Origin of the sequence: Ornithinimicrobium carbonis, assembly GCF_050703245.1 — a bacterium.
Lineage (GTDB): Bacteria > Actinomycetota > Actinomycetes > Actinomycetales > Dermatophilaceae > Ornithinicoccus.
The window spans coordinates 1,778,446-1,801,891 of the sequence record NZ_CP192647.1 but is presented as its reverse complement, the minus strand read 5'-3'; the positions used below and the strand labels follow the sequence as shown (position 1 = coordinate 1,801,891).

The 23,446-nt window shown below is 74.3% G+C and carries 19 protein-coding genes and 3 pseudogenes; 2 read left to right on the top strand and 20 right to left on the bottom strand.

Translation table 11 applies throughout. From position 1 onward, the window contains the following. Positions 1 to 52 precede the first annotated feature (52 nt). The 14 genes and pseudogenes from dxs to ACQ95T_RS08940 form a co-directional block, all read right to left on the bottom strand. Complete coding sequence (dxs, locus tag ACQ95T_RS09005; protein ID WP_425942740.1) at positions 53 to 1,939, bottom strand: 1-deoxy-D-xylulose-5-phosphate synthase; 1,887 nt, start codon at positions 1,937 to 1,939, stop codon at positions 53 to 55. A gap of 108 nt (positions 1,940 to 2,047) precedes the next feature. After that, positions 2,048 to 2,902, bottom strand: coding sequence for a polyphosphate kinase 2 (gene ppk2 / locus ACQ95T_RS09000; protein WP_425942741.1), 855 nt, complete (start codon positions 2,900 to 2,902; stop codon positions 2,048 to 2,050). A 33-nt stretch (positions 2,903 to 2,935) separates the two neighbouring features. Beyond that, the gene (locus tag ACQ95T_RS08995) at positions 2,936 to 3,295 is read right to left on the bottom strand and encodes a hypothetical protein (protein WP_425942742.1); all 360 of its coding nucleotides are present in this window, start codon (positions 3,293 to 3,295) and stop codon (positions 2,936 to 2,938) included. A gap of 90 nt (positions 3,296 to 3,385) precedes the next feature. After that, positions 3,386 to 4,981, bottom strand: a complete 1,596-nt coding sequence (locus tag ACQ95T_RS08990; RefSeq protein ID WP_425942743.1) for an LLM class flavin-dependent oxidoreductase — start codon at positions 4,979 to 4,981, stop codon at positions 3,386 to 3,388. Between the two features lie 12 nt (positions 4,982 to 4,993). After that, positions 4,994 to 5,881, bottom strand: coding sequence for a VOC family protein (locus tag ACQ95T_RS08985; RefSeq protein WP_425942744.1), 888 nt, complete (start codon positions 5,879 to 5,881; stop codon positions 4,994 to 4,996). A 152-nt stretch (positions 5,882 to 6,033) separates the two neighbouring features. Further along, the gene (locus ACQ95T_RS08980) at positions 6,034 to 8,862 is read right to left on the bottom strand and encodes an aconitate hydratase (protein ID WP_425942745.1); all 2,829 of its coding nucleotides are present in this window, start codon (positions 8,860 to 8,862) and stop codon (positions 6,034 to 6,036) included. A gap of 142 nt (positions 8,863 to 9,004) precedes the next feature. After that, positions 9,005 to 10,321, bottom strand: coding sequence for a class I SAM-dependent RNA methyltransferase (locus ACQ95T_RS08975; protein ID WP_431473768.1), 1,317 nt, complete (start codon positions 10,319 to 10,321; stop codon positions 9,005 to 9,007). A 20-nt stretch (positions 10,322 to 10,341) separates the two neighbouring features. Further along, positions 10,342 to 10,923, bottom strand: coding sequence for a DUF3159 domain-containing protein (locus ACQ95T_RS08970; RefSeq protein WP_431473767.1), 582 nt, complete (start codon positions 10,921 to 10,923; stop codon positions 10,342 to 10,344). Positions 10,924 to 11,026: 103 nt separating this feature from the next. Continuing rightward, entirely contained in the window at positions 11,027 to 12,040 is a 1,014-nt protein-coding gene (locus ACQ95T_RS08965) for a DUF3710 domain-containing protein (RefSeq protein WP_425942748.1), read from the bottom strand. A 7-nt stretch (positions 12,041 to 12,047) separates the two neighbouring features. After that, the gene (dut, locus tag ACQ95T_RS08960; protein WP_425942749.1) at positions 12,048 to 12,566 is read right to left on the bottom strand and encodes a dUTP diphosphatase; all 519 of its coding nucleotides are present in this window, start codon (positions 12,564 to 12,566) and stop codon (positions 12,048 to 12,050) included. Between the two features lie 100 nt (positions 12,567 to 12,666). Beyond that, the gene (locus ACQ95T_RS08955) at positions 12,667 to 12,966 is read right to left on the bottom strand and encodes a DUF4193 domain-containing protein (RefSeq protein WP_425942750.1); all 300 of its coding nucleotides are present in this window, start codon (positions 12,964 to 12,966) and stop codon (positions 12,667 to 12,669) included. Positions 12,967 to 13,127: 161 nt separating this feature from the next. After that, positions 13,128 to 13,930, bottom strand: a pseudogene (locus ACQ95T_RS08950) (inositol monophosphatase family protein). 103 nt (positions 13,931 to 14,033) lie between these two features. Continuing rightward, positions 14,034 to 15,326, bottom strand: coding sequence for a ferrochelatase (locus ACQ95T_RS08945; protein ID WP_425942752.1), 1,293 nt, complete (start codon positions 15,324 to 15,326; stop codon positions 14,034 to 14,036). Positions 15,327 to 15,687: 361 nt separating this feature from the next. Beyond that, positions 15,688 to 16,170 (bottom strand): annotated as a pseudogene (locus ACQ95T_RS08940) (trimeric intracellular cation channel family protein); the annotation flags it as partial. Positions 16,171 to 16,265: 95 nt separating this feature from the next. Between ACQ95T_RS08940 and sepH the strand changes: the two are divergent. Beyond that, complete coding sequence (gene sepH, locus ACQ95T_RS08935; protein ID WP_425942754.1) at positions 16,266 to 17,897, top strand: septation protein SepH; 1,632 nt, start codon at positions 16,266 to 16,268, stop codon at positions 17,895 to 17,897. Positions 17,898 to 17,942: 45 nt separating this feature from the next. On the opposite strand, the pseudogene ACQ95T_RS08930 reads toward sepH, so the two are convergent. The 3 genes and pseudogenes from ACQ95T_RS08930 to ACQ95T_RS08920 form a co-directional block, all read right to left on the bottom strand. Further along, a pseudogene (locus ACQ95T_RS08930) lies at positions 17,943 to 18,652 on the bottom strand (thymidine kinase). An 88-nt stretch (positions 18,653 to 18,740) separates the two neighbouring features. Beyond that, positions 18,741 to 19,937, bottom strand: a complete 1,197-nt coding sequence (locus tag ACQ95T_RS08925) for an alkaline phosphatase family protein (RefSeq protein WP_431473766.1) — start codon at positions 19,935 to 19,937, stop codon at positions 18,741 to 18,743. Then, positions 19,934 to 20,512, bottom strand: coding sequence for a DUF5998 family protein (locus ACQ95T_RS08920; protein WP_425942757.1), 579 nt, complete (start codon positions 20,510 to 20,512; stop codon positions 19,934 to 19,936). Before ACQ95T_RS08920 ends, ACQ95T_RS08925 begins: the two co-directional genes overlap by 4 nt. Positions 20,513 to 20,643: 131 nt before the next feature. Here ACQ95T_RS08920 and ACQ95T_RS08915 point away from each other — a divergent pair, with 131 nt between their 5' ends. After that, positions 20,644 to 21,867: an AI-2E family transporter gene (locus ACQ95T_RS08915; RefSeq protein ID WP_431473765.1), complete on the top strand. Its 1,224-nt coding sequence runs from the start codon at positions 20,644 to 20,646 to the stop codon at positions 21,865 to 21,867. A gap of 66 nt (positions 21,868 to 21,933) precedes the next feature. On the opposite strand, the gene ACQ95T_RS08910 is transcribed toward ACQ95T_RS08915, so the two are convergent. The 3 genes from ACQ95T_RS08910 to ACQ95T_RS08900 form a co-directional block, all read right to left on the bottom strand. Then, a complete protein-coding gene (locus ACQ95T_RS08910; RefSeq protein ID WP_425942759.1) occupies positions 21,934 to 22,380 on the bottom strand; it encodes a GNAT family N-acetyltransferase in 447 nt (148 codons plus the stop codon). A gap of 52 nt (positions 22,381 to 22,432) precedes the next feature. Next, positions 22,433 to 22,615 (bottom strand): hypothetical protein, encoded by a 183-nt coding sequence (locus ACQ95T_RS08905; RefSeq protein ID WP_425942760.1) that lies wholly within the window; start codon positions 22,613 to 22,615, stop codon positions 22,433 to 22,435. 70 nt (positions 22,616 to 22,685) lie between these two features. Beyond that, positions 22,686 to 23,402 (bottom strand): spermidine synthase, encoded by a 717-nt coding sequence (locus ACQ95T_RS08900; RefSeq protein WP_425942761.1) that lies wholly within the window; start codon positions 23,400 to 23,402, stop codon positions 22,686 to 22,688. Positions 23,403 to 23,446: the final 44 nt, after the last annotated feature.

Genomic DNA, 23,446 nt, shown 5'->3' with positions numbered 1-23,446 from the left:
GAGACCGGGTTGACCACGACCGCCACCCGGCCGTGGCCCGGCGCGGGCACGCTCAGGCCAGCCGTGCCGTCAACGACGTGGCCACCGCGTCGGGCGTCAGACCCACCCGCTCGAGCACCTGTCCCCGGGACCCGTGGTCGAGGAACTCCTGGGGTATGCCGTAGGAGTGCACCGGCACGTCCACCCCGGCGGCGGCCAGCGCCTGGGTGATCCGTCCCGCGACGCCACCGACCAGCGAGTCCTCGATGACACCCACCGAGCGGGCGTGCCTGGCCAGGTCGAGCACGTCCTCGCTCACCGGGATCACCCACCGCGGATCGACCACGCGCACCGACCGGCCCTCGGCGAACAGCTTGTCGGCCACCTCCAGCGCGGTCGTGGCCATCGCCCCCACGCCCACGAGCAGCAGGTCGACCTCCTGGACCTCCTCGGCACCCTCGTCCACCTCGACGTCGCGCAGCACGTCCACCTGGCCGTGGCGGCGCACCGCCTCCACCGGCGCCCCCACCGTCCCCTTGGGGAAGCGCACCACCGTGGGGGCGTCCTCGACGTCCACCGCCTCGCGCAGCATCCGGCCCACCTGCTGGCCGTCCCGGGGCGCGGCCACCCGGACGCCGGGCACCATGCCCAGCAGCGTCAGGTCCCACATGCCGTTGTGGCTCGCCCCGTCGGTCCCGGTGATGCCCGCCCGGTCCAGCACGAAGGTGACCCCCTGCCGGTGCAGGGCGCAGTCCATGAGGAGCTGGTCGAAGGCCCGGTTGAGGAAGGTCGCGTAGACGCTGACGACCGGGTGCAGCCCGGCGAAGGAGAGACCGGCCGCCATCGTCACGGCGTGCTGCTCGGCGATGCCGACGTCGAAGACCCGGTCGGGGTAGCGCTCGGCGAACGGCTGCAGACCCACCGGGATGAGCATCGAGGCGGTGAGGGCGACGATGTCGTCGCGCTCCCTGCCCAGGCGCACCATCTCGTCGCTGAACTCGTCGGTCCAGCTGCGCCCGGACAGCTCCAGCGGCAGGCCGGTCTCGGGATTGATCACCCCGACGGCGTGGAACCGGTCGGCCTCGTCGGCGGTGGCCGGGTCGTAGCCGTGGCCCTTCTCGGTGATCGCGTGGACCAGGACCACCCCGCCGAAGTCGTGGGCGCGCCGCAGCGCGGTCTCCATCGCCTCCACGTCGTGGCCGTCGACCGGGCCGAGGTACTTCAGCCCCAGGTCCTCGAACATGCCCTGGGGGCTGACGATGTCCTTGAGGCCCTTCTTCATCCCGTGCAGGGTCTCGTAGACCTGCTTGCCCACCAGCGGCGTCCGGTTGAGCTGGCGCTTGCCCCAGGACAGCACGTGCTCGTACTCCTGGGTGGCGCGCAGCGAGGCCAGGTAGTCGGCCATGCCGCCGCGGGTCTGGGCGTAGGAGCGCTCGTTGTCGTTGATGACGATGATCAGCGGCAGGTCGCGGTGCTCGGCGATGTTGTTCAGCGCCTCCCACACCATGCCCCCGGTCAGCGCGCCGTCGCCGATCACCGCGACCGTGTGGCGGTCGGTCTCCCCCCGCAGCTTGCGCCCGGCGGCGATGCCGATGGCCCACGAGAGCGAGGTGGAGGCGTGGGAGTTCTCCACGACGTCGTGGTCGGACTCGGCCCGGCTGGGGTAGCCCGAGAGCCCGCCCTGCTTGCGCAGCGTGGAGAAGTCGTGCCGGCCGGTGAGCAGCTTGTGCACGTAGGAGATGTGCCCCGTGTCGAACAGGATGGTGTCGCGGGGCGAGTCGAAGACCCGGTGCAGCGCGATCGTCAGCTCCACGACCCCGAGGTTGGGGCCCAGGTGGCCGCCGGTGCGCGAGACCGAGCTGATCAGGTAGTGCCGGATCTCCGCGGCCAGGGCCTCCACCTGCCGGGGGGTCAGTCGCTTCAGGGCGGTGGGGCCGGTGATGGTCCGCATGAGTGCCACGGGGCGTGCTCCTCCGGTGGGTCGGCGTCGGCGGCGATGGGCCGCCCCAGTGTACGGTCCCGCGCCTGCGAGCGCGCTGGACGCCCGGCGTCCCGTCCGCCGAGACCCTCAGTCCATGTCCTCCCGGGAGCGCCGCACGAGCTTCTGACCCTGGGCGTGGGCGACCTCGGCCGCGTGGTCGGGGACCTGCTGCTGCAGCGACCGCTCGGTGCGCTGGTAGCCGGTGGAGGCCGGCCGGTCGGGCATCGTCAGCGTGGGCAGGTCGACGGGGTGCCACGGGAGCGAGGAGAGCAGGTGGGCGATCATGTTGATCCGGGCGGAGCGCTTGTCGTCGCTCTCGACGACGTTCCAGCGGGCCTCGGGGATGTCGGTGTGCACGAACATCTCGTCCTTGGCCCGGCTGTAGTCCTCCCACCGGGTCAGGCTCTCCAGGTCGGTGCCCGACAGCTTCCACCGGCGCATCGGGTCCGCGAGGCGGGACTGGAAGCGCCGCTCCTGCTCGGCGTCGCTGACCGAGAACCAGTACTTGCGCAGCAGGACGCCGTCGTCGACGAGCATCCGTTCGAAGATCGGGCACTGCTGCAGGAAGCGGCGGTGCTCCTCCGGGGTGCAGTAGCCCATCACCCGCTCCACGCCCGCCCGGTTGTACCAGGACCGGTCGAAGAGGCGGATCTCCCCCGCGGCCGGAAGGTGCTCGACGTAGCGCTGGAAGTACCACTGCGTCGTCTGCCGCTCGGTGGGGGTCGGCAGTGCCACGATCTGCGCCTGGCGCGGTGAGAGGTACTCGGTGACCCGCTTGATCGCCCCGCCCTTGCCGGCCGCGTCCCGCCCCTCGAAGACGACGACCACCCGCTGCCCGGTCTCGCGGACCCACTCCTGCATCTGGACAAGCTCGCCCTGCAGGCGAAGCAGCTCGGCCTCGTAGATCTTGCGGTCCAGTCGGGGGGTGCGGTCCTTGGCCATGGTCCATCGTGGCACGGCGGCGGCGCCCGCGGCTCAGCGCATCGGGGCGCGCAGCCGCAGCGCCTCCAGCAGCAGTCCCGCCGCCCGGTGTGCCGCCCGCAGCCGCAGGCCCTCCCGGGCCAGCGACTCCAGCACGTCACCGAGCGTCCCCGGTGGCAGGACGGGTCCCAGCTCGGGGCGCACGTCCCGCCAGGCGCCGCGCATCGCCGCCAGCTGGGCGTCCAGGTGCCGGGTGGCCACCCAGGCCAGCGCCGTCGGATGGCGCCGCCAGGCCTGGTAGGCGCGGTAGTCGGCCGGGCACTGGTCGAGCAGCCAGGACACCGCCGCCTCCTCCCAGCCGGGCACCCCGGCCGGGGGCACCCGGTCGGGCCAGCCAGGAGGTCCGCTCGTCATACGAACAAGTGTACGACTCTCCCCGACGTCCGTGGCGTCCGCGCGCAGGGCTGCGCCCCGGCGGGCGGACCGTCCCAGGTGTCCCGCCCCTCAGCCGAAGCCGTGCCGGGCCAACGGCCCGACCAGCTCGCGCTCCTCGTAGGACAGGTGCGACAGCAGGGTGTCGGTGAGCAGGTCGACGCTGCGACCCAGCTCGTCCAGCGCGCTCCGCGCGGCCTGCCCGTACCCCTCCTCCTCCACCAGCGCCACCAGGGCGCGGTCGAGCCGGTCCAGCACGTCGGCGATCACCTCGTGCTCCTCCTCCAACCGGTCCAGCACCGGTGCCAGGGTCGGTTCGCGGCGACGCAGGTGCGGGAAGACCGACCGGTCCTCCAGGGTGTGGTGACCCGTGACGATCCGGCAGTAGGACTCGCAGAACGCCCCCAGGGTCCAGTTGTTCTGCCGCATCGCCATCGTGTTGATGACCGACCGGGCCTGCCCCACCTGCAGGTGGCCGCGCCGGACCTGGTCGACGACGTCCCGCACCGAGGACAGCTCGGTCCGCAGGTGGTCGTGGATGTCGATGAGGTGCTGGGGCAGGGCCAGCCTCCCGGAGGGGTATGACGTCGGCGCCCCCTCGGGTGCGGGCGCGCTGGGGCGGGCGTCCTCGTCCCAGGCAAGCTCGCCGGTGAGCCGGGTCCCGTCGTCCGGGGTGGGGACGATGCCCGCCGGTGCTGTCGTCACCCCGGAGGCCGGGGTGCCCGCGCCGCCGCCGACCACCTCGCCCGAGGAGCCGCCGGGGCCGGCACGACCCGCAGGGACGTGGCTGGACCGTCCGGCCAGGACCAGCTCGCGCAGGGCGGGACCCACCTCCTGGCCGAAGGTCTGGACGGCGACGGGGTCGTCGGTGGCCAGCACGAAGGTGGACATGCCGTGCTCCAGCGCCAGCCCGGCCAGCTGCTCGGCCCAGTCCCCGGGACCTCCCTGCAGCATCCCCGACCCGCGGCCGAAGCGGCCGTGGACGTTGTAGAGGCGGACGACGTCCTGCGGCGCCCGGCCGGCGTCCGTGGCCGCCCGGTCGATCCTGGCGCCGGCCTCCCCCAGCTTCTCCGGCGGCAGGTAGCCCATGCTCGGCAGCCATCCGTCGGCGAGCCGGCCGGTCACCCTCAGCATCCGCGGCCCGTAGGCGCCGATCCACAGGGCCGGGTCGCCGCCCGGGACGGGGCCGGCGTGCAGGCCCTCGACCCGGTAGTGCTGGCCGTCCACGCGCACCGGACCCTGCCCGCTCCAGACCTGCCGGACCACGTCGACCGCCTCCACGAGCGCGTCCACGGACTCCCCCGCACTCCGGCGGGGACCGCCGGCGGCCACGATCGCGTCCCAGAACGCGCCGGCACCCAGGCCGAGGTCGGCACGACCTCCCGAGAGCAGGTCCAGCGTGGCCACCGATCGGGCCAGCACGACGGGCGGCCGCAGCGGCAGGTTGGCGACGTTCAGCCCCAGGCGGACCCGGGTGGTCCGCGCGGCGATCCAGGACAGCAGCGTCCAGCTGTCCAGGTGCGCCGCCTGGTAGGGGTGGTCCTGGACGGTGACCAGGTCGATGCCCGCCGTGTCGGCCAGGACGCCCAGCTCGACGGCACGGTAGGGCTCGGCGGCGGCCGGGGTCGGAAAGATCCCCAGCCGGATCTCGTGGCCGTGGTCAGGCATGGCCGGGCGCGCTCAGGCTCCGGCGACCCGCACGTGCAGGCGGTTGGCCCACGGGTCCTCGAAGCTCACCGTGCGCCCGTCGTCGGCGGTCTGGACGCCGTGGTGGCGCATCCGCTCGGTGAGCGCGCCGACGTCGTCGGCGGTGGGCAGCTCGATGTCCACCTGGCCCAGCCCCAGGGTGGGGAAGCGACGTCCGGCGCCCCGGCTGTTCCACACGTTCATCGCCATGTGGTGGTGGTACCCCCCGGCGCTGACGAACAGGGCGGCTCCGCCCCACTCCAGGGTGGTGTCGAAACCGAGCGTGTCGACGTAGAAGTCCCGGGCGGTGCGCACGTCGCCGACGGACAGGTGCACGTGGCCCACGACGGCCTCGCCCGCGTCCGGGCGCTCCAGCCCCTCGGGGGTCAGGTGCTCGCGGAGGAAGCTGTCGGCGTCCAGGAAGCGGTTGTCCATCTCGACGCGACCGTGCACCCAGCTCCACTGCGTGCGGTCGCGGTCCCAGTACAGCTCGATGCCGTTGCCCTCAGGGTCGTCGAAGTAGAAGGCCTTGCTGACGAGATGGTCGGCGCTGCCGGTGTAGGGCGCGCGCGCCGCGGCCATCGAGGCGACCGCCGCGGCCAGGCCGGCCTGGGTCGGGAACAGGATGGCGGTGTGGAACAGTCCGGCCGACCCGGGGGCGGCGTGCTTGAGCCCGGGCCGGTGCCGGAGCACGACGACCGGGGTGGTGCCGCGGCCCATCGTGACCACGGGGCCGTCCTCGGCGACCACCTGCAGGGTGACGGCGTCGCGGTAGAACGCGGTCATCCCTTCCAGGTCGGCCACGTCCAGGGTCACCGGACCCATGGCGGTGTCGGCGGCGAGACGGTCGGGGCGGGCGTGCGTGCTGGTGGCGTCGGTCATGACTGCTCCTCAATGCGTGACGTGTCACCTAGTCTAGGCCATGGCCGTGCCTCTGTCCACCGCGCACGCCCGACGCCCCCGCCGACCGGATGGTCGACGGGGGCGTCGGGCGTTCGTGCGGACGACCCCTCCGGGACCGTCGGCCGCGAACCTCAGGCGCTGCTGCCCACCAGGGAGCGCAGCACGTACTGCAGGATCCCGTCGTTGCGGTAGTAGTCCGCCTCGCCGGGGGTGTCGATGCGCAGGACGGCCTCGAACTCCACCGTCTCGCCGCTCTCCTTCTCGGCGGAGACGTTGACCGTCCGCGGCACGGTGCCCTCGTTGAGCGCGGTGACCCCGCTGATCGCGAACGTCTCCGTCCCGTCCAGGCCGAGCGAGTCGGCGTTCTGACCGGCCGGGAACTGCAGCGGGAGGACGCCCATGCCGATGAGGTTGGACCGGTGGATCCGCTCGTAGGACTCGGCGACGACGGCCTTGACGCCCAGCAGGCGGGTGCCCTTGGCGGCCCAGTCGCGGCTGGAGCCGGAGCCGTACTCCTTGCCCGCGAGGATGACCAGCGGCGTCCCGTCGGCGGCGTAGTTCTGGGCCGCGTCGTAGATGGTCGTCTGCTCACCACCGGCGGTGAAGTCCCGGGTGAAGCCACCCTCCACGCCGTCCAGCAGCTCGTTGCGCAGCCGGATGTTGGCGAAGGTGCCGCGGATCATCACCTCGTGGTTGCCGCGGCGCGAGCCGTAGGAGTTGAAGTCCTTGCGCTCGATGCCGTGCTCGGCGAGGTACTTGCCCGCGGGGCTGTCGGCCTTGATCGCGCCGGCCGGGCTGATGTGGTCGGTGGTGACCGAGTCGCCCAGCTTGGCCAGGACCCGGGCCCCGGAGATGTCCTCCACCGGTGCCGGCTCCGCCTGCATCCCCTCGAAGTACGGGGGCTTGCGCACGTAGGTGGACCCGTCGTCCCAGGCGAACGTGTCGCCCTCGGGCGTGGACAGGGACCGCCACCGCTCGTCGCCGGCGAAGACGTCGGCGTAGTCCTCGGTGAACATGTCCCGGCTGATCGAGGAGGCGATCGTCCGCTCGACGTCCTCCGGGGCCGGCCAGATGTCGCGCAGGAAGACGTCCTCGCCCTCCTCGTCCTGGCCGAGGGGCTCGTTCTCGAAGTCGAAGTCCATCGTCCCGGCCAGGGCGTAGGCGACGACCAGCGGCGGGGAGGCCAGGTAGTTCATCTTCACGTCCGGGTTGATCCGGCCCTCGAAGTTGCGGTTGCCGGAAAGCACCGAGACGACCGCCAGGTCGTTCTCGTTGACCGCCTCGGACACCTCGTCGATGATCGGGCCGGAGTTGCCGATGCAGGTCGTGCAGCCGTAACCGACCAGGTGGAAGCCCAGCGCCTCCAGGTAGGGCCACATGCCGGCCTTGTCGAAGTAGCCGGTGACCACCTTGGACCCCGGCGCCATCGAGGTCTTGACCCACGGCGGCACCGTGAGCCCCTTCTCGACGGCGTTCTTGGCGAGCATGGCCGAGGCCATCATCACCGAGGGGTTGGAGGTGTTGGTGCAGGAGGTGATCGAGGCGATGGCCACGTGACCGTGGTCGACCGTCACCTGCTCGCCGTCGATACTCACCGACATCGGGCTGCTCGCCCGGTCGCCGTTGAGCAGGGCGGAGTGCTCCGGACGGCCGGCCGCCTCGGACTGCTCGTGCGCGTCGTGCGAGGGGGCGTCGGAGGCAGGGAAGCTGTCGGCGAGCTCCTCGTCGACCGAGCTCTTGTCGATCCCGTTGCCGTTGACCACGTAGTTCTTCAGGTCCGCGCGGAACTGCTTCTTGGACTCCGACAGCGCGATCCGGTCCTGGGGACGCTTGGGGCCGGCGATGGAGGGGACCACCGTCGACAGGTCCAGCTCGAGGTACTCGCTGTAGCGCGCCTCGACGTTGCCGCTGGGGTCGTGCCACATCCCCTGCTCCTTGGCGTAGGCCTCCACGAGGGCGACCTGCTCGTCCGGTCGACCGGTCAGGCGCAGGTACTCCAGGGTGACCTCGTCGATCGGGAAGATCGCGCAGGTGGAGCCGAACTCGGGGCTCATGTTGCCGATGGTGGCGCGGTTGGCCAGCGGCACGGCCGCGACACCGTCGCCGTAGAACTCGACGAACTTGCCCACGACGCCGTGCTCGCGCAGCATCTCGGTGATCGTCAGCACGACGTCGGTCGCGGTCGCGCCGGCGGGGATCGAGCCGGACAGCTTGAAGCCCACCACGCGCGGGATGAGCATGGAAACCGGCTGACCGAGCATGGCGGCCTCGGCCTCGATGCCGCCGACGCCCCAGCCCAGCACGCCCAGGCCGTTGACCATCGTGGTGTGGGAGTCCGTGCCCACGCAGGTGTCGGGGTAGGCCTGCAGGACGCCGTCGACCTCACGGGTCATGGTGACGCTGGCCAGGTGCTCGATGTTGACCTGGTGCACGATGCCGGTGCCCGGGGGCACGACCTTGAAGTCCTCGAACGCCGTCTGGCCCCACCGCAGGAACTGGTAGCGCTCGCCGTTGCGCTCGTACTCGATCTCGACGTTGCGCTCGAAGGCGTCCGAGCGTCCGAAGACGTCGATGATGACGGAGTGGTCGATGACCAGCTCGGCCGGCGCCAGCGGGTTGATCTTGGTCGGGTCGCCACCCAGGTCGCCCATCGCCTCGCGCATGGTCGCCAGGTCGACGATGCAGGGCACGCCGGTGAAGTCCTGCATGATGACGCGGGCCGGGGTGTACTGGATCTCGGTGTCGGGCTCGGCGTCCTGGTCCCAGCCGGCGAGGGCGTCGACGTGGTCGGCGGTGATGTTCTTGCCGTCCTCGGTACGCAGGAGGTTCTCCAGCAGCACCTTCAGGGAGTAGGGCAGCGACTCGGCGCCCTCGAGCCCGCCGATGCGGAAGATCTCGTAGCTCTGGTCACCGACCTCGAGGGTGCCCTTGGCACCGAAGCTGTTCGGGTTCGTGCTCAACGTCTCGCTCCTTCGCTCGGCGGCTATTTATCTTGACGTCAAGATATCTCACGGGCCGTGGCGCGGGCAACCCTCGACACGCCCACCGTCCGCCCCCCATCCTGCCGCATGCCGTCGACGCCCGTCAGGCGGGCCGCACCCCTCAGAGGGGGCGGACCCCCTCGGCGGGCCGTGGCCGCAGCAGCGCCAGGGTCTCGACGTGGTGGGTCATCGGGAAGGCGTCGTAGGCCACCAGGTCGACGAGCTCCAGACCCTCCTCGGCCGCGGTGCGCAGGTCGCGGGCCAGGGCCGCCGGGTCGCAGGCCACGTAGACCACGGCGCGCGGGCGCAGCGCGGCGATGCCGCGGACCACCGGCGCGCCCGCCCCGGTCCGGGGCGGGTCCAGCACGACGAGGTCGGCCCGCTCCTCCGCGGCGACCAGGTCGGTGACCGCCCGCTCGGCCGGGGAGGCCAGCACGCTCGCCCAGGGACGGTCGCCCAGGTTGCCGGTCGCCGACTCCGCCGCCCCGCGGTCGGCCTCGACCGCGAGCACCCACCCGCGCGGACCGACCCGGGCGGCCAGCGGCCGGGCGAACAGCCCGACGCCGGCGTACAGGTCCAGCGCGCTCTCCCCCTCCTGCGGGTTCAGCCAGGTCAGCACCTGCGCCACGAACGTGGGAGCGGCGCCGGGATGCACCTGCCAGAAGCCGCGGGCCGACAGGGAGTACCGGTCCGGTCCCACCTGCTCCTGCACCGTGGGCACCGGTCCCGCGGGTCGTGCGGGGGTATGGGGTGCGCGTCGCCCCCGTCCGCCCCTCCCCCGGCCCGGGCGTCCCCCCGACCGTCCCGCGGCCTGCCCGTCGACGCCGACGGTCCCGCCGGTCAGGGGCACCACGACCGGGTCGCCGAGGGACGGGGCGACCACGTCCAGCGCGCTGACGCCGCGGGGCGCGTCCCCGGCGAGCACCCCGGTCCCGACGACGTCGGCGGAGGCGATCAGGCAGTCCTGCAGCGGGAGCACCTCGTGGGAGCGGTGCCGCCGCAGGCCGACCCCGTCCGTGCCGACGGCGAACTCGACCCGGGTGCGCCAGCGCAGACCGTCCTCGTCACCGGGGAGCGGGTGGCACACGACGTCGACGTCCTCGATGCCGCCGAGCCGGGCCAGCTGCTCGCGCACGACCGTGGCCTTGAGGCGGCGCTGCTCGGCGAGGTCGACGTGCTGCAGGTCGCAGCCGCCGCAGCGGCCCGGCCCGGCGTACGGGCACGGGGGTTGCACGCGGTGCGGGGAGGCCTGCAGGACCTCCACGGCCTCGGCGTGGGCGAACCGGCCCTTCGGGCCCAGGCCGGTCACCCGCGCCCGGACCCGCTCCCCCGGCAGCGTGTGCCGCACGAAGAGGACCTGTCCCTCGTGGCGGGCCACGCAGTGGCCCCCGTGCGCGACGGCGCCCACGTCGACGACGACGACGTCCCCCACCGCCACGCCCGGGGGGTGGTCCCCCGTCACGGGAGCGCGCCCGGGGTCGCGGGAGCTCCGGCGCCGTCGTCGGCCTGCGGGGTGCGGCCGGTGGCCAGCAGCCACCCCATGAGCACGATCGCCAGCAGGTAGGCGGGCCATCCCAGGGCGATCTTGGCCACGCCGAGGAGGGCGACCTCCCCTGCCAGGTACAGGGGCAGCATGACGGCCACCCGGACCGCGAAGAGCGCCACCAGGACCCAGGTCAGCCGCGAGGCCACCCGTACCAGCCCGCGGTCGCGCCGCCAGGCCGTCGGGTCCTGGGCGTAGTCGGGGTCGCCGATGCCCACGATGAAACCGACCAGGGGCCAGCGCAGCAGGATCGAGGCCACCGCGGCCACGAGGTAGACGCCGCTGAGCACGATCCCCGGCAGGAAGGCGTCCTCGGCCTGGCCGGAGCGCAGCGCGAAGAACGCGGCCAGTGCCGTGGCCAGGACCGCCGAGGCCAGGAACCGCCACGAGCCGCCGACCATGAGCCGGATGCCGCCCAGGAGCAGCAGCACCGCCGCCGCGGCCCACACCGCGGTCCGCACCTGGTCCACGACCAGCCAGGTGACGACGAAGGCCACCGTGGGCAGCGCCGTCTCTCCAGCGACCCGTACCAGCCGCCGAGGGCGTCGCCGATCCGCTGCCGGATCACCTGCTCGACGGTGGCCTCGACGTCCGGCGAGGTCATCGGAAGTCGGGGTTGCTCGGGGCCTTGGGCGCCTCGGTCTGCTCCTGGTCGCCGGACGGGGAGGGCGACCGGTGCCGACCGCCCTGGCCGGTGGGGGGCGTGGTCGGGGGCGTGGTCGAGGGTGCGGTGGCCGGGGCCGCCGCGGGGGCCGCCCGACCGGGCGCGACGCCCGGCGACGGCGTGGCCGGGGCACTGCCGGCACCGGGGGCACCGGGCCCGGCGCTGATGCCGGTGACCCGGGTGGCGTCGGCGGTGCGCAGCACCTGGGTCTGGGAGGCGGCCCGGGCGGCGGCGACCTTCTGGGCGGCCTCCTTGCGGGCCTGCGCCTGCTTGGCCGCGGCCTCCAGCAGCCCCGCCGGGGCGGTCAGCTCCAGCACCTCGCGCGGAGGGCGCGGCTCCTCGCCGCGGCGCACGACGACCTTGCGCACGAACGCCAGGATCGGCTGCAGCTGGGCGTCGTCGGCGGCAGCCGGCCCGTTGACCACCACGCGCAGGAACCACCGCGGTCCGTCCACGCCGAGAAAGCGCGCGGGCTGGAAGGCCACCCGGCCGTCGGGGGCACGACCGGGCATCCGGGCCCGCAGCTCCTTGCCCAGCACCCCGTCGGCGGTCTCGGCGGCCCCGCCGGCCTCGACGATCCCCCGCGCGATGTCGGGCCGCAGCTCGTCCCACAGGCCGCTCGTGCGCGGGGCGGCGAAGACCTGCAGCTGCACCTGGGAGGCGCCGAACGTCAGCGTGGCGCCCACCACCCGACCGGAGCCCTGCTCCAGGTCCAGGCGCATCTGCATCCCCGCCTGGGCGGGCAGGCGCAGGGCACCCAGGTCGAGGCGACCGTCCAGGGCGGTCCACTCGGTGATGTCGTAGGGACCGTCGGAGGGCCGGTCCCAGTCGCGGTCCACGCCCGGCTCACCGTCGGCCGGCTCTGGGCGCACCGAGCTCTCCACGACCTCGTCCTCGGCGAGGAGGTCCTCGTCGGAGAGGCGTTCGCGCTTCTTGCCAAACAGTGCCACGGGCGGGTCAGTCCTTCGGGTCGGTGGGAGGGACGGGGTATGAGGTGGGCGCGCTCCGGGGCGCGTCCCGCGTCCCGGTGTGCCCGTGCCCACCCTCGCCCCGCTGGGACGCGGGCAGCTCGTCGACGAGCTCGAAGTCCGGGCGGACGACGGGCTGGACGACCAGCTGGGCGATCCGGTCGCCCCGCTCGACCGTGAAGGCCGTCGTCACGTCCGTGTTGAGCAGGTTGACGAGGATCTCGCCCCGGTAGCCGGCGTCCACGGTGCCGGGGGCGTTGACCACGGTGATCCCGTGCCTGGCCGCCAGGCCGGACCGGGGGTGGACGAAGCCCGCGTAGCCGGCCGGGATGGCCAGTGCCACCCCGGTGGGGACCAGCGCCCGCTCCCCCGGGGCCAGCGTCAGCTCCTGCCGGGCGTGCAGGTCGACCCCGGCGTCGTCGGCACGGGCCGCGGCGGGCACGGGCAGCCCCTCGTCGAGTCGACGCAGGAGCACCCGGACGGCGGGGGTGTCTGACGAGGTGATCATCGTCCTCGAGGGTACGCCCCGGCCACCGGGGTGGCCGAGGCGTCGAGGTGCTCGGGACGCGGGCGGGCGCCCGACCGGGAGCCGGCGGGGCCGGCCGGGATCAGGCCGCGCACTCGGTGCAGACCGGAAGTCCGCCGACCTCCTTGGCCAGCTGGCTGCGGTGGTGCACCAGGAAGCACTTGGAGCACGTGAACTCGTCCTGCTGCCGGGGCAGCACGTGCACCGACAGCTCCTCGTTGGACAGGTCGGCGCCCGGGAGCTCGAAGCCCTCGGCCTGCTCGGTCTCGTCGACGTCGACGCTGCCCGAGGACTTGTCGTTGCGGCGAGCCTTGAGCTCCTCGAGCGAGTCCTCGTTCAGCTCGTCGTCGTTCTTGCGGGGGGCGTCGTAGTCGGTCGCCATCCTCGTCCTCCTCGGGTCCTGCGGAAATGCGTCGTCAGCGGTGCAGAACGCACTGGCCGCCGGATTTGTGCCCGACGACGGCGCTGGACCGTCACGTGCGTGTGTCGGGCGGATTGTGCCTCATCGGAGGCGTCCTCGCCAACACGTCCCCGCGCCACCGGTCAGCGGCCGGCGAGGAGCCGTTCCACCTCGGCCCGCACGGTGGCGTGCGCGGCCGGGCCGCCGGCCACCACCATGGCCTCCGACGGGGGGTCCTGCGCACCCAGGCCGGAGACCACGCCGCCGGCCTCGGTGACGAGCAGCATCCCGGCCGCGACGTCCCAGGCGTGCGTGCCGACCTCGTAGTAGGCATCCACCCGCCCGCCGCGACGTGGCACAGGTCCAGCGCGGCGGCACCCATCCGGCGCACGTCCCGCACGCGCGGCAGCAGGTCCGCCACGACCCGTGCCTGTCCCACCCGCACCTCGCGGTCGTAGGCGAAGCCGGTGGCCAGCAGGACCCCGGCGAGGTCCTGCGCGTCGCCGACCCGCAGCCGCACCGGCTCCCCCTCGCCGTCGGCCCCGCGCACCCGGGCCCCTCCGCCCGCCCGGGCGGAGAAGACCTCGCCGGTGCGCGGCGCCACGACCGCCCCGGCGACCGGGCTCCACGCCCCCGGCCGGGTCGGGTCGCCGAGCACCACGGCGAGCGAGACGGCATACGCGGGCAGGTCGTAGAGGTAGTTGACGGTGCCGTCGATGGGGTCGACCACCCAGGTCAGCCCCGAGCTGCCCCCGGTGACGCCCTCCTCCTCGCCGAGCACGCCGTCGTCCGGGCGGGCGGCGTCCAGCCTCTCGCGCACGAGCGTCTCGCTGCGGGTGTCCATGAGGGTGACCACGTCCAGGTCGGTCGACTTGGTCCGGTGCACGTCCACGGCAGCGGGGCGCCCGTCCCGGACCAGCCGCCCGGCCTCGACCGCGACCTGCACCGCGAGGTCCTCCAGGGAGGCCCGGAGCTCCTCGTCGACCGACAGCGGGTCCAGCGGGTCGAGCGGCCACGGCCTCGACCCGGCGTCGCGGCGTCCCGGCACGTCAGTCCGACCCACAGGCGGCGCGCCGGTCGACCCGCAGGTTCGGGCAGCACCCCGGCAGGCAGGTCGAGGGCCGGGGCCGCTCCCCCGGCCAGGTCGGCCGGACCGGTTGTGCGCCCCGCGCCTCGGCCGCGCGCTCCAGGGCAAGGTCGACCAGCCCCGAGACGAACTCGGCGTCGGTGCCCACCGTCGGCACGCGCAGCAGGTCCAGACCCAGCTCCTCGGCGGTCTCGACCGCCTCGGTGTCCAGGTCGAAGACGACCTCCATGTGGTCGGAGACGAACCCGATCGGGGCGAGCACGACGTGCCGCACACCGCGTCCTGCCAGCTCGCGCAGGTGGTCGTTGACGTCCGGCTCCAGCCACGGCTGCGTGGGCGGGCCCGACCGGGAGCAGTAGGTGAGGTCGTGCTCCAGCTCGGTGCCCAGCGTGGCCGAGGCCTCCAGGGCGATGCCGGCGGCGAGCTCGAGGTGCTGGCGCGAGTAGAGGTGCCCCTCCTCGTCGCCCGGGCCGGAGGTCTCGTCCATCGCGATGGGCAGCGAGTGGGTGACGAACACCAGGTGCGGTGCGGTGCCCGTGCGCTCTAGGACCTGGCGGGCACCCTCGGTGACGATGCGGGCGTTGGCGCCCGAGAAGCCCGGGTGGTTCCAGTACTGGCGGATCTTGTCGACGTCGACCGTGCGTCCCTCGGCGGCCAGCTCGTCGACCGCGGCGGCGATGTCCTCGCGGTACTGCCGGCAGGAGGAGTAGCAGGAGTAGGCGCTCGTGGTGATCGAGAGCAGCCGCGTCATCCCCTCCTCGTGCGCCTCGCGCACCGTGTCGGTGAGGAAGGGCTCGGAGTTGCGGTTGCCGAGGAGCACCGGCAGCGTCAGGCCGCGTCGCTGCAGCTCCTCGGAGAGCGCCGTGACCAGGGCGCGGTTCTGGTCGTTGATGGGGCTGCGCCCCCCGAAGTGCAGGTAGTGCTCGGCGACCTCGGCCAGCCGCTCGTCGGGGATCCCCCGCCCACCGGTGACCCGGCGCAGGAAGGGCATCACCTCCTCGGGGGCCTCCGGCCCGCCGAAGGAGGTCAGCACGACCGCCTGGTAGGGGAACAGGTCGTGCCCCTCGGCCTCGGCCAGGCTCTCCTCGAGCTCGGCCACGACCTCGTCCTCGGCCTGCGTGGTCCCGCCCGAGGGCGCGTCGGCCGCAGGGTCCCCGGCGGTGGGGCCGACCGGCCCGCCACCGGGGGTGACCGGTTGCGGGCCGTCGGGGGTGGTCCGGCCGGGGTCGGACGGGTCGGCGGTGGGCTGGCTCATCGGTGGCTCTCCTCGGTGGGTGGGGCGGGGTCTTCGGGGGCGGACCGGGCGGAGTCGTCCGCGGGCGCGGCCCGGGCCCGGCGTTCGGAGCGGTCGGAGCGGTCGGGGCGGGTGTCGGGGCGCGGGAGCCGTCCCCGGGTCCGTGCGGACGCGGGGGCCGCTCGTCCCGGCCCCGGCGCACCGTCGGCAGGGCCAGTCTGGTCGGCACCTGCAGGTCGTAGATGATCGCCGCGATGCGGATGCCCAGGACGAGCGCGACCGCGGCCCAGACGACGGGCACGGTCAGCACCTCCAGCTGGTTGGCGGCGACCACCGTGGTCGCGCCGAGCAGGGCGGGCACGGCATACACCTCGCGGCGCAGGACCTCGGGGACCTGCCCGACGAGCACGTCGCGGATCGCCCCGCCGCCGACGGCGGTCAGCACGCCGACGACGATGCAGGCCAGCGGCGGAGCACCCAGGATGAGCGCCTTGAGCGCGCCGGCGACGGAGAAGACCGCCAGGCCGACGGCGTCGAGGTACTTGACCGCCTCGCCGATGACGCCGAGGCGCAGCCGGGGGCGGCGGCGCCCCAGGTCCACCACGACCGGGTAGGCGGCGACGACGGCGAGCCCGGCCAGCAGGACGGTGATGATGTAGCGCGGCTCGCTGATCCCGGCCGGAGGGACGTCCCCCAGCAGCAGGTCGCGCAGGATGCCGCCACCCAGCCCGGTGGCCCAGGCCAGCACGGCCACGCCGAACAGGTCCAGCCGTGCCCGCACGCCCACGAGCCCGCCGGAGATCGCGAACGCGAAGATCCCGACGAGGTCGAGGGCGAGCCGGAGGTCGGCGGGAGCGGTCAGCATGACGCCCACAGCGTATCCGCCGGGGCCCCTCCCGCCGCGGCCCGGCGGCGTGCCCTGCCGGTCGGGGTGGCCGCGGGATGGCACAGTGGTGAACCATGCAGCAGCTGCAGTTCAAGGACCTCGACGAGGGGGGACGTCTGGTCCTCGTGGGCGAGGACCAGACCCACTACGTCGTGACCGTCGACGACCGGCTCCGGGCCGCCCTCCGCGCCCGCCCGCACGCCCCCTCGCCCGACCACGGTCGGTCGGCGTCGGCCACGCCTCGCGAGGTGCAGGCGATGATCCGGGCGGGCCAGACGGCCGAGGAGGTCGCCTCCGGGACCGGGTGGGAGCTGGAGCGCGTGCGCCGCTTCGAGGGACCGGTGCTGGCCGAGCGCGAGCACGTCGTCGGCCTCGCCAAGGCCGCCCACGTGCGAGCCGCGGGCCGGACCGACGGGTCGCACACCCTCGAGCGCCGGGTGCGTGAGCGGCTCCAGGCACGCGGCGTGCAGCCGCAGGACGTGGGCTGGGACGCCGCGCGCACCGGGACGCAGGGGCCGTGGACGGTCCGGGTGACCTTCCTGGCGGGCGGGCGCGAGCGACGGGCCGTGTGGCACTACGCGGTGCCCGACCGCTCGATCGAGGCCCTGGACGACGAGGCGCGCTGGCTCAGCGAGGACGAGCAGGCCCTGCCCGGCGGTCTGGCCGGCAACCCGCTGCTGGGGTCCAGCCACGCCGAGGACGAGACGGCCGACCTCATGGCCACGATGCGCGAGCGTCGGCAGCGGCGCGGCCGGCGCACCCGCCGGCCGGAGACGGCCGAGGGCGACGCCGCGCACGTCCCGGGCCAGCAGACCATGCCGGAGGAGGTGCTGCCGCTGGAGGACCTGCGCTTCGACCCCGAGACCATGGGGGACCCTCCGGCGGCCCACCCGCGCGGCTCGGCCCCGGAGGCGCCGTCGCCGGTGCACCCGCCCGAGGAGGCGGCGGCCGGGGAGCCGGCCGCCGCACCGGAGGGCGAGAGGCCGACGGACGAGGGGGCCGGCGCGGTGCCGGACGAGGGAGCGCAGGACCGGGCGCCCGCTGGCCGGCCTCCCGCGGGCCGGTCCGGCCCGCGCAAGGAGCGCCGTCGGCTGCGCATCCCCAAGCTGCCCACCCCGGTCGGCGAGCCGGAGGAGGACGTGGTCGAGGACCAGCCCGACCTCGCCTACGCCCGCCGCGGGGACCCCCAGGAGGTCAGCTTCGAGGAGTTCTTCGGCACCGACGACGAGGGTGACCCCGTCGACGACGACGTCGTGGACCTCGTGGAGGACGACGGGACGGACGTCGGGGACGACATGGTGGACGTCGAGGACGACAGGGTGGACGTCGGGGACGACAGGGTGGACGTCGGGGACGACAGGGTGGACGTCGAGGACGTCGAGGACGTCGAGGTGGAGCAGCAACCCGACGGCCCGGCGCAGGACGTGGCCGACGGGAGCGACGAGCACGGCGAGGGCCTGCGGGAGGCGGACGCCGGGAACGGACCCGTCGCCGACGACGGACCCGCGGCCGACGTCCCGGACGTTCCCGACGACGTCGCCGACGGCCCCGTCGTGGTGCCGCGCGGAACGGCCGAGGAGGCGCCCGCCGGGGAGGGGAAGGACGCCGGGTCCGCGGGCGAGGCGACCCGGCGCCGGGCCAAGGGACGCCCCAGCGTCCCCAGCTGGGACGACATCATGTTCGGCGCGGCCGACCGCAAGCGCTGACCGGCCCACGCCCACACCCTCCAAGTCGGACGGTGGGGCTGCCCCTCAACCTCGATCCGCGTCCGGCCGCTCGTCGGGCACCCCCGGCAGCGCGCACAGGTCGAGGTCGAAGGGCAGCACGTCCGGCGACAGCGCCTGGGCGCGCGCGGCCGAGGAGTTCATCCGCCGCATGTAGTGCCGTCGGCACAGCATCTCGTACTCCACCGTCGGCACCTGGGCCTCGCCGCCGGTGACGTCGCCGACGACGACCTGCTCACCCTCCACCACCATGACGCCGTCGACGACCCGGGCGTTCACCGTGGCCGCCTTGCCGCACCAGCACAGCGCCCGCACCTGCAGCTGCTCGGTGCGGTCGGCCAGCTCGATGAGGCGTCGGGACCCCGGAACAGCTCGGTGCGAAAGTCGGAGGTGATCCCGAAGGCGAAGACGTCGATGCCCATCTCGTCCACGAGCCGGGCCAGCTGCTCGACCTGGGCCGGCGTGTAGAACTGGGCCTCGTCGCAGACGAGGTAGTCCACCCGGCGCCCGGCCGTGACCTGGTCGACGACCAGCTCCCACAGGTCCAGGTCGTCCTCGACCTCCAGGGCCGGCTTGGTCAGGCCCAGGCGTGAGGACAGCACCGCCTCCCCCGACCGGTCGTGCTGGGTGAAGAGCAGCCCGGCCCGCCCCCGCGAGGCGTGCGTGTGGTCCATCTGCAGCGCGAGGGTCGACTTCCCGCAGTCCATGGTCCCGGTGAAGAAGACGAGTTCGGCCACCGGGGCAGTCTACGAGGGGCAGGGCGCGCGGCCGGCCGGGTGCGTGAGACCGGTCCCCCGCCGGTGCCGTCCGCCGCGCTGCGCGACGTCATACCTCGTGCACGAGCAGCGGGACGGCCGTCTCGGCGTCCGTCACCGACCCGTGGTGCCCGCGCAGCGCCAGCACCTGGGGGCGCAGCAGGCGGGAGTCGAGGACCGTGGTGGCGTCCAGCATCGCCGCCACCACCTCGCCGACCCGCTCCTCGTAGCCCGGCCGCACGGGACCGAACCAGCCCGCCTCCACGGCCTCCTCCTGCCGGGTCAGGACCAGGGCCGAGTCGCCCAGCTCCCGCGTCCACGTGGCCACCACCTGTCCCACCGCGCCCGGTTCGCACCAGGCCTGGGGCGCGCGGGGCTCCCCGGCCAGCACCCGGACCCCGGCGGCCAGGACCGCGTCGTCGGCCAGGTCGCGACGGTGCTCGTGCGGGGCGTCCACCATGCCGTGGTCGGATGTGAGGACCACCACGGTGCCCCGTGGTGCCCCCGCGGCGAGCTCGCGGACGAAGGCGTCCACGCCCTCGAGCGCCTCGCCCCACTCCATCGACCCGGGTCCGTGCACGTGCCCGGCCTTGTCGACCTCGTCCCAGTAGGCGTAGACCAGGCTCCGTCCGGAGCGGCCTGCGCCGGCGAGGGCGCCCAGGACGCCGGCGGCCCGCTCGCCCGGGTCCTCGGTCCCGACGTACCCGCCGCCGCGCAGCGCCACCCGGGTGAAGCCGGAGTTCTCGAAGAGCGGGCGCGAGACCGTCGTCACCGACACCCCGGCGTCCTCGGCGTGCTGCAGGAGGGTCGGGGCGGGCTGGTGCTCCAGCGGGTCCGGGCCGTCGCGCCAGCCCAGGTGGTTGAACAGCCGGCCGTCCGGCAGCACGGTCTGCCAGCCCACGATGCCGTGGCCCCCGGGCGGCAGCCCCGTCCCCAGGCTGGTGAGGCTGGTGGCGGTCGTCGACGGGAAGCCGCACCGGGCGTCCCGGTCGGCAGGCGTCATCGACCGCAGGAATGGCGCGTGGCCGCTGCGCCGCGCCAGCTGCCGGCTCCCGAGACCGTCCACGAGGACGACGACGACGTGGCGGGCGGCCGGCAACGACCACGTCGGGACGGGTGTGCCGGAGGGAAGGTCCACCCCCAGCGCCACCAGGGCGGCGGGCAGGACCGAGGCCAGGCCCTCGCCGGGCGCGGGCGGCCGGTAGAGCGCCCGGGCCGCGTCGACGGCGGCCGGGCGCGGTGCCGGCGCGGTGCCGGGCGTGCTCACCGGCCGAGGCGGGCCGACAGCTCCTGGGCGAAGGCCAGGGCGTGCTCGAGCTGCTCGACGCCGTCGGCGTCGGCCGCGACCCGCAGGGAGATGTCGTCGGAGGAGACGGTGCCCTCGTACCCGTGGTCGCCCTCGCACTGGGGGTCCTCGCACAGGGCCGGCAGCAGGTCCAGCCGGGAGACGGCCCCCCAGCCGAGCGTCAGGGTGAGCGCCCGGCCGTCGAGGGACCCGTCGTAGGCCTCCGGGTCGGCGACCACGTGGGTGAGCATCACCCCGCGCACGGCGCGCAGCGGCACCGTCTCGCTGGTGGCGGTCGCCATCCGCTGCCGCTCGGGCCCCTCGTGGTCGTCGGCGTGGGCGATGACCAGCCGCCGGTCCGTGAGGACGAGGACCGTGAGGTGGTTGCGCACGGCCTGCTCGTCGAAGGTCGTCTCGGCGTGGACCAGGTGGCTGACGACCTGGTCCCGGCCGACCGCCGTGAGCACGACGTCGTGGACCACCGCGGGCAGGTAGCCGGCGCGGTCGATGTCGGCGACGAGCTGGTCGGGCAGCGGGGACCTCAGTCGACGAACCATGGGGCCCATCGTGCCACCTGCCGGCAGAGGGCACCGACCGGCGCCGGTCCACGACCCCCGACACCTGGGTGTGTGAGGGATCTCCAGGGTCGTTCCTGCGCACCGGACCCGGCCAGGAGGATACTGGTCCCATGCCCCAGGAAGGGTCCCGCGCCGTCGTGTGCGGGGTCCGCGTGTGGACGGCGATCGGGGTCGGCGTCGTCCTCGTCGCCCTGGTCTACGTCGCCAGCCAGGTGAGCCTGGTCCTCACGCCGGTCGTGCTCGCGCTCTTCCCCGCCGCCCTGCTCGACCCGCTGGCCGGGCGGCTGCGCAGGACGCGCGTGCCGAACGCGGTGGTCGCGCTGCTCATCCTCCTGCTGCTCCTCGCGGGGGCGGCCGGCGCTGCGGCCTTCATCACGCTGGCCCTGGTCGCCCAGCTGCCCGCGATCGTGGACTCGGTGGTCGAGGGTGTGGACCAGCTGGAGCGCGACGTCGACTGGGCGGCCCTGCCCGGCGACGTCGACAGCGTCGCCGACCTGGTGGCCCGGGCCGGCACCGCCCTGGCCAGCGGCGAGGCGCTGACCACGGGACTGGGTGCCGCCGAGGCCGTCGGGGGCTTCGCGACCGGACTGGTCCTCATGCTCGTGGTGCTGTTCTTCTTCTTCAAGGACGGCCGCGGCCTGTGGGCTGCCGTCCTGGACCTGGTTCCGCAGCGTCACCAGGCGCGGGTCGACGGGATGGCCGCAGAGTCCTTCTGGACGATCGGCGCGTTCTTCCGGGCGCAGCTGCTCGTGGCCCTCGTGGACGCCGTCTTCATCGGTCTGGGGCTGTGGGCGCTGGGGGTTCCTCTCGTCCTGCCCCTGAGCGTGCTGGTCTTCGTCGGCGGGCTGGTCCCGATCGTCGGAGGTGTCGTCTCCGGCTCGGTCGCCGTGGTCGTGGCGCTGGCCGACCGGGGGCCGCCGCTCGTGGCCCTCCTCGTGCTGGGCGTCGTCCTGCTGGTCCAGCAGCTCGAGGGCAACGTCCTCGAGCCCTTCATCCAGGGTCAGATCATCTCGTTGCACCCGCTCGTGATCATCCTGGCCGTGGCTGCCGGCACGATCCTCATGGGCATCCTCGGCGCCTTCCTCGCGGTCCCTGTCGTGGCGGTGCTGGCGCGTCTGCTCGACAACCTGCGCGGACGACCTCCGGCCGCCGGCCCACGCTCCACCCGGCGGCTCGACGGGCGCCGTCGGCGACGGGCGGCCAGGACGGCCCGGACGGCGCAGGCCGCCCGGACGGCCCGGGCCGCGCAGGCCCCGGCGGGCGCCGGTCGGCTCTCCCAGGACCTGGACCACCCGCCGGCCGCGGACGGCAGCCGGGAGGAGCTGGCGCCGTGAGACGCCGCCCGCTCCTGCGCGGCGCACCGTCTCCCCGCCGGTCGTCCTCCCCGCCCAGCTGCCTGCTCAGCCGGTTCCGTCCAGATCGAGCATCAGGCGCATGCCTGCCCCAGCACCGTCGGCGAGCTGCTCGACCTCGATGAAGCCCACGGCGCGGTAGAAGCCGAGAGCATGGGGGTTGCCGTCGACCCCGAGCCGCCGGTGGCCGGCCTTCCGGGCGGTGGCGACGGCGTCCAGCACCAGCGCCCGGGCGATGCCCCGGCGGTGCCAGGCGGGGTCCACGAAGAGGTCCTCCAGCTCCAGCCCGTCGAGCGGGTCGGCAACCACCGTGGCGAAGCCGACGATCCGCCCGTCGCCGGCGGCGGGCATGGCCACGCGGGTCCGACCTCCGGCCACGCCCGCCCCGGCGAACGCGAGGAGCTCCGGGTGCGCCCGCAGGAGGGGCAGGTCGCCCGCGTTGGACAGCGCGGCCGCCCTGAAGACCCGCTGCAGGGCCGGCAGGTCGCAGGGCACCGCCGTGCGGATCGACGGTGGGGTGAGGCCGGCTCCCGGACCACGGCCGGGGCTAGGGGTCGACGTGCGCCCCGCCCCCCAGGAGGTCGTTCATCCTGGCGCGCTCGGCGGCGGCCGAGGAGACGTAGCCGCACCGGCGGCAGCGGACGAGGGGCGGCGCGCCGGGCTCCGCGTGCTCGGCGTACCGCTGCCAGTGGTGGCCGATCACGCGGCACCACAGCCGGCGCAGGTTCACCCTCACAGCGTCCACCCGCGGGGGCGGCCCCCGCAAGGGCAGCCAGGTCGCCCCGAGCCCCTGCCGGCGTCTACCGGGGCCGCGTCGCGAGGTACACCGTGTTGGTGGCGGTGCGCTCCTGCAGCGGGTTGGGGAACTCCACCCCCTCGGCGGACACGTCGGTGAGGACCGCCCGCAGGACGGAGAGGTAGTCCTCCTCCGGCGGGTCGTTGGACCACAGGGCGTAGACGCCGCCGGGCCGCAGGTGCGCCGCCAGCTTCCTCGTGCCGGCAGCTCCGTAGAAGCCGGTGCTCCCCTCGGCCAGCAGGTGGCGGGGCGAGTGGTCGATGTCGACGAGGACCGCGTCCCAGCCGTCCGCCCCGCCGTCGGGGTCGAACCCGTCCCCGGCGGCCATCGCGAAGAAGTCGCCGTGGACGAGCCGGCAGCGGGGGTCGGCGGTGAGCCCCGGACCGAGCGGGACCAGGCCCTTCCGGTGCCAGGCGATGACCGGCTCCAGGGCGTCGACCACCACGAGCTCGCTCACGCGCGCGTCCTCCAGGACGGCGCGGGCGGTGTAGCCCAGGCCCAGACCGCCCACCACCACCCGCAGCCCGTTCCCGGCGAGCCGGGCCAGCGCGAGCCGGGCGAGCTCCTCCTCGGCGACCGTGAACAGGCTCGACATGAGGAACTCCTCGCCGAGCTTGACCTCGTGGACGTCCGTCCCGGTGACCGGCTCGCGGCGTCGCCGCAGGCTCACCTCGCCGATCGGGGTCGCCGCCCAGGCCAGCTCCTCGAACCGTGCTGCCACGTCAGTCTCCTCCGTCGGTGCTGCCGGTGCCGCGGGTGCTGCCG

Excerpts from the sequence above, each read along its gene's own strand:
- ppk2 (WP_425942741.1), bottom strand. The coding sequence starts at position 2,902 with ATGGCCAAGGACCGCACCCCCCGACTGGACCGCAAGATCTACGAGGCC.
- ACQ95T_RS08995 (WP_425942742.1), bottom strand. The coding sequence starts at position 3,295 with ATGACGAGCGGACCTCCTGGCTGGCCCGACCGGGTGCCCCCGGCCGGG.
- ACQ95T_RS08990 (WP_425942743.1), bottom strand. The coding sequence starts at position 4,981 with ATGCCTGACCACGGCCACGAGATCCGGCTGGGGATCTTTCCGACCCCG.
- ACQ95T_RS08985 (WP_425942744.1), bottom strand. The coding sequence starts at position 5,881 with ATGACCGACGCCACCAGCACGCACGCCCGCCCCGACCGTCTCGCCGCC.
- dut (WP_425942749.1), bottom strand. The coding sequence starts at position 12,566 with ATGATCACCTCGTCAGACACCCCCGCCGTCCGGGTGCTCCTGCGTCGA.
- ACQ95T_RS08955 (WP_425942750.1), bottom strand. The coding sequence starts at position 12,966 with ATGGCGACCGACTACGACGCCCCCCGCAAGAACGACGACGAGCTGAAC.
- ACQ95T_RS08945 (WP_425942752.1), bottom strand. The coding sequence starts at position 15,326 with ATGAGCCAGCCCACCGCCGACCCGTCCGACCCCGGCCGGACCACCCCC.
- sepH (WP_425942754.1), top strand. The coding sequence starts at position 16,266 with ATGCAGCAGCTGCAGTTCAAGGACCTCGACGAGGGGGGACGTCTGGTC.
- ACQ95T_RS08920 (WP_425942757.1), bottom strand. The coding sequence starts at position 20,512 with ATGGTTCGTCGACTGAGGTCCCCGCTGCCCGACCAGCTCGTCGCCGAC.
- ACQ95T_RS08915 (WP_431473765.1), top strand. The coding sequence starts at position 20,644 with ATGCCCCAGGAAGGGTCCCGCGCCGTCGTGTGCGGGGTCCGCGTGTGG.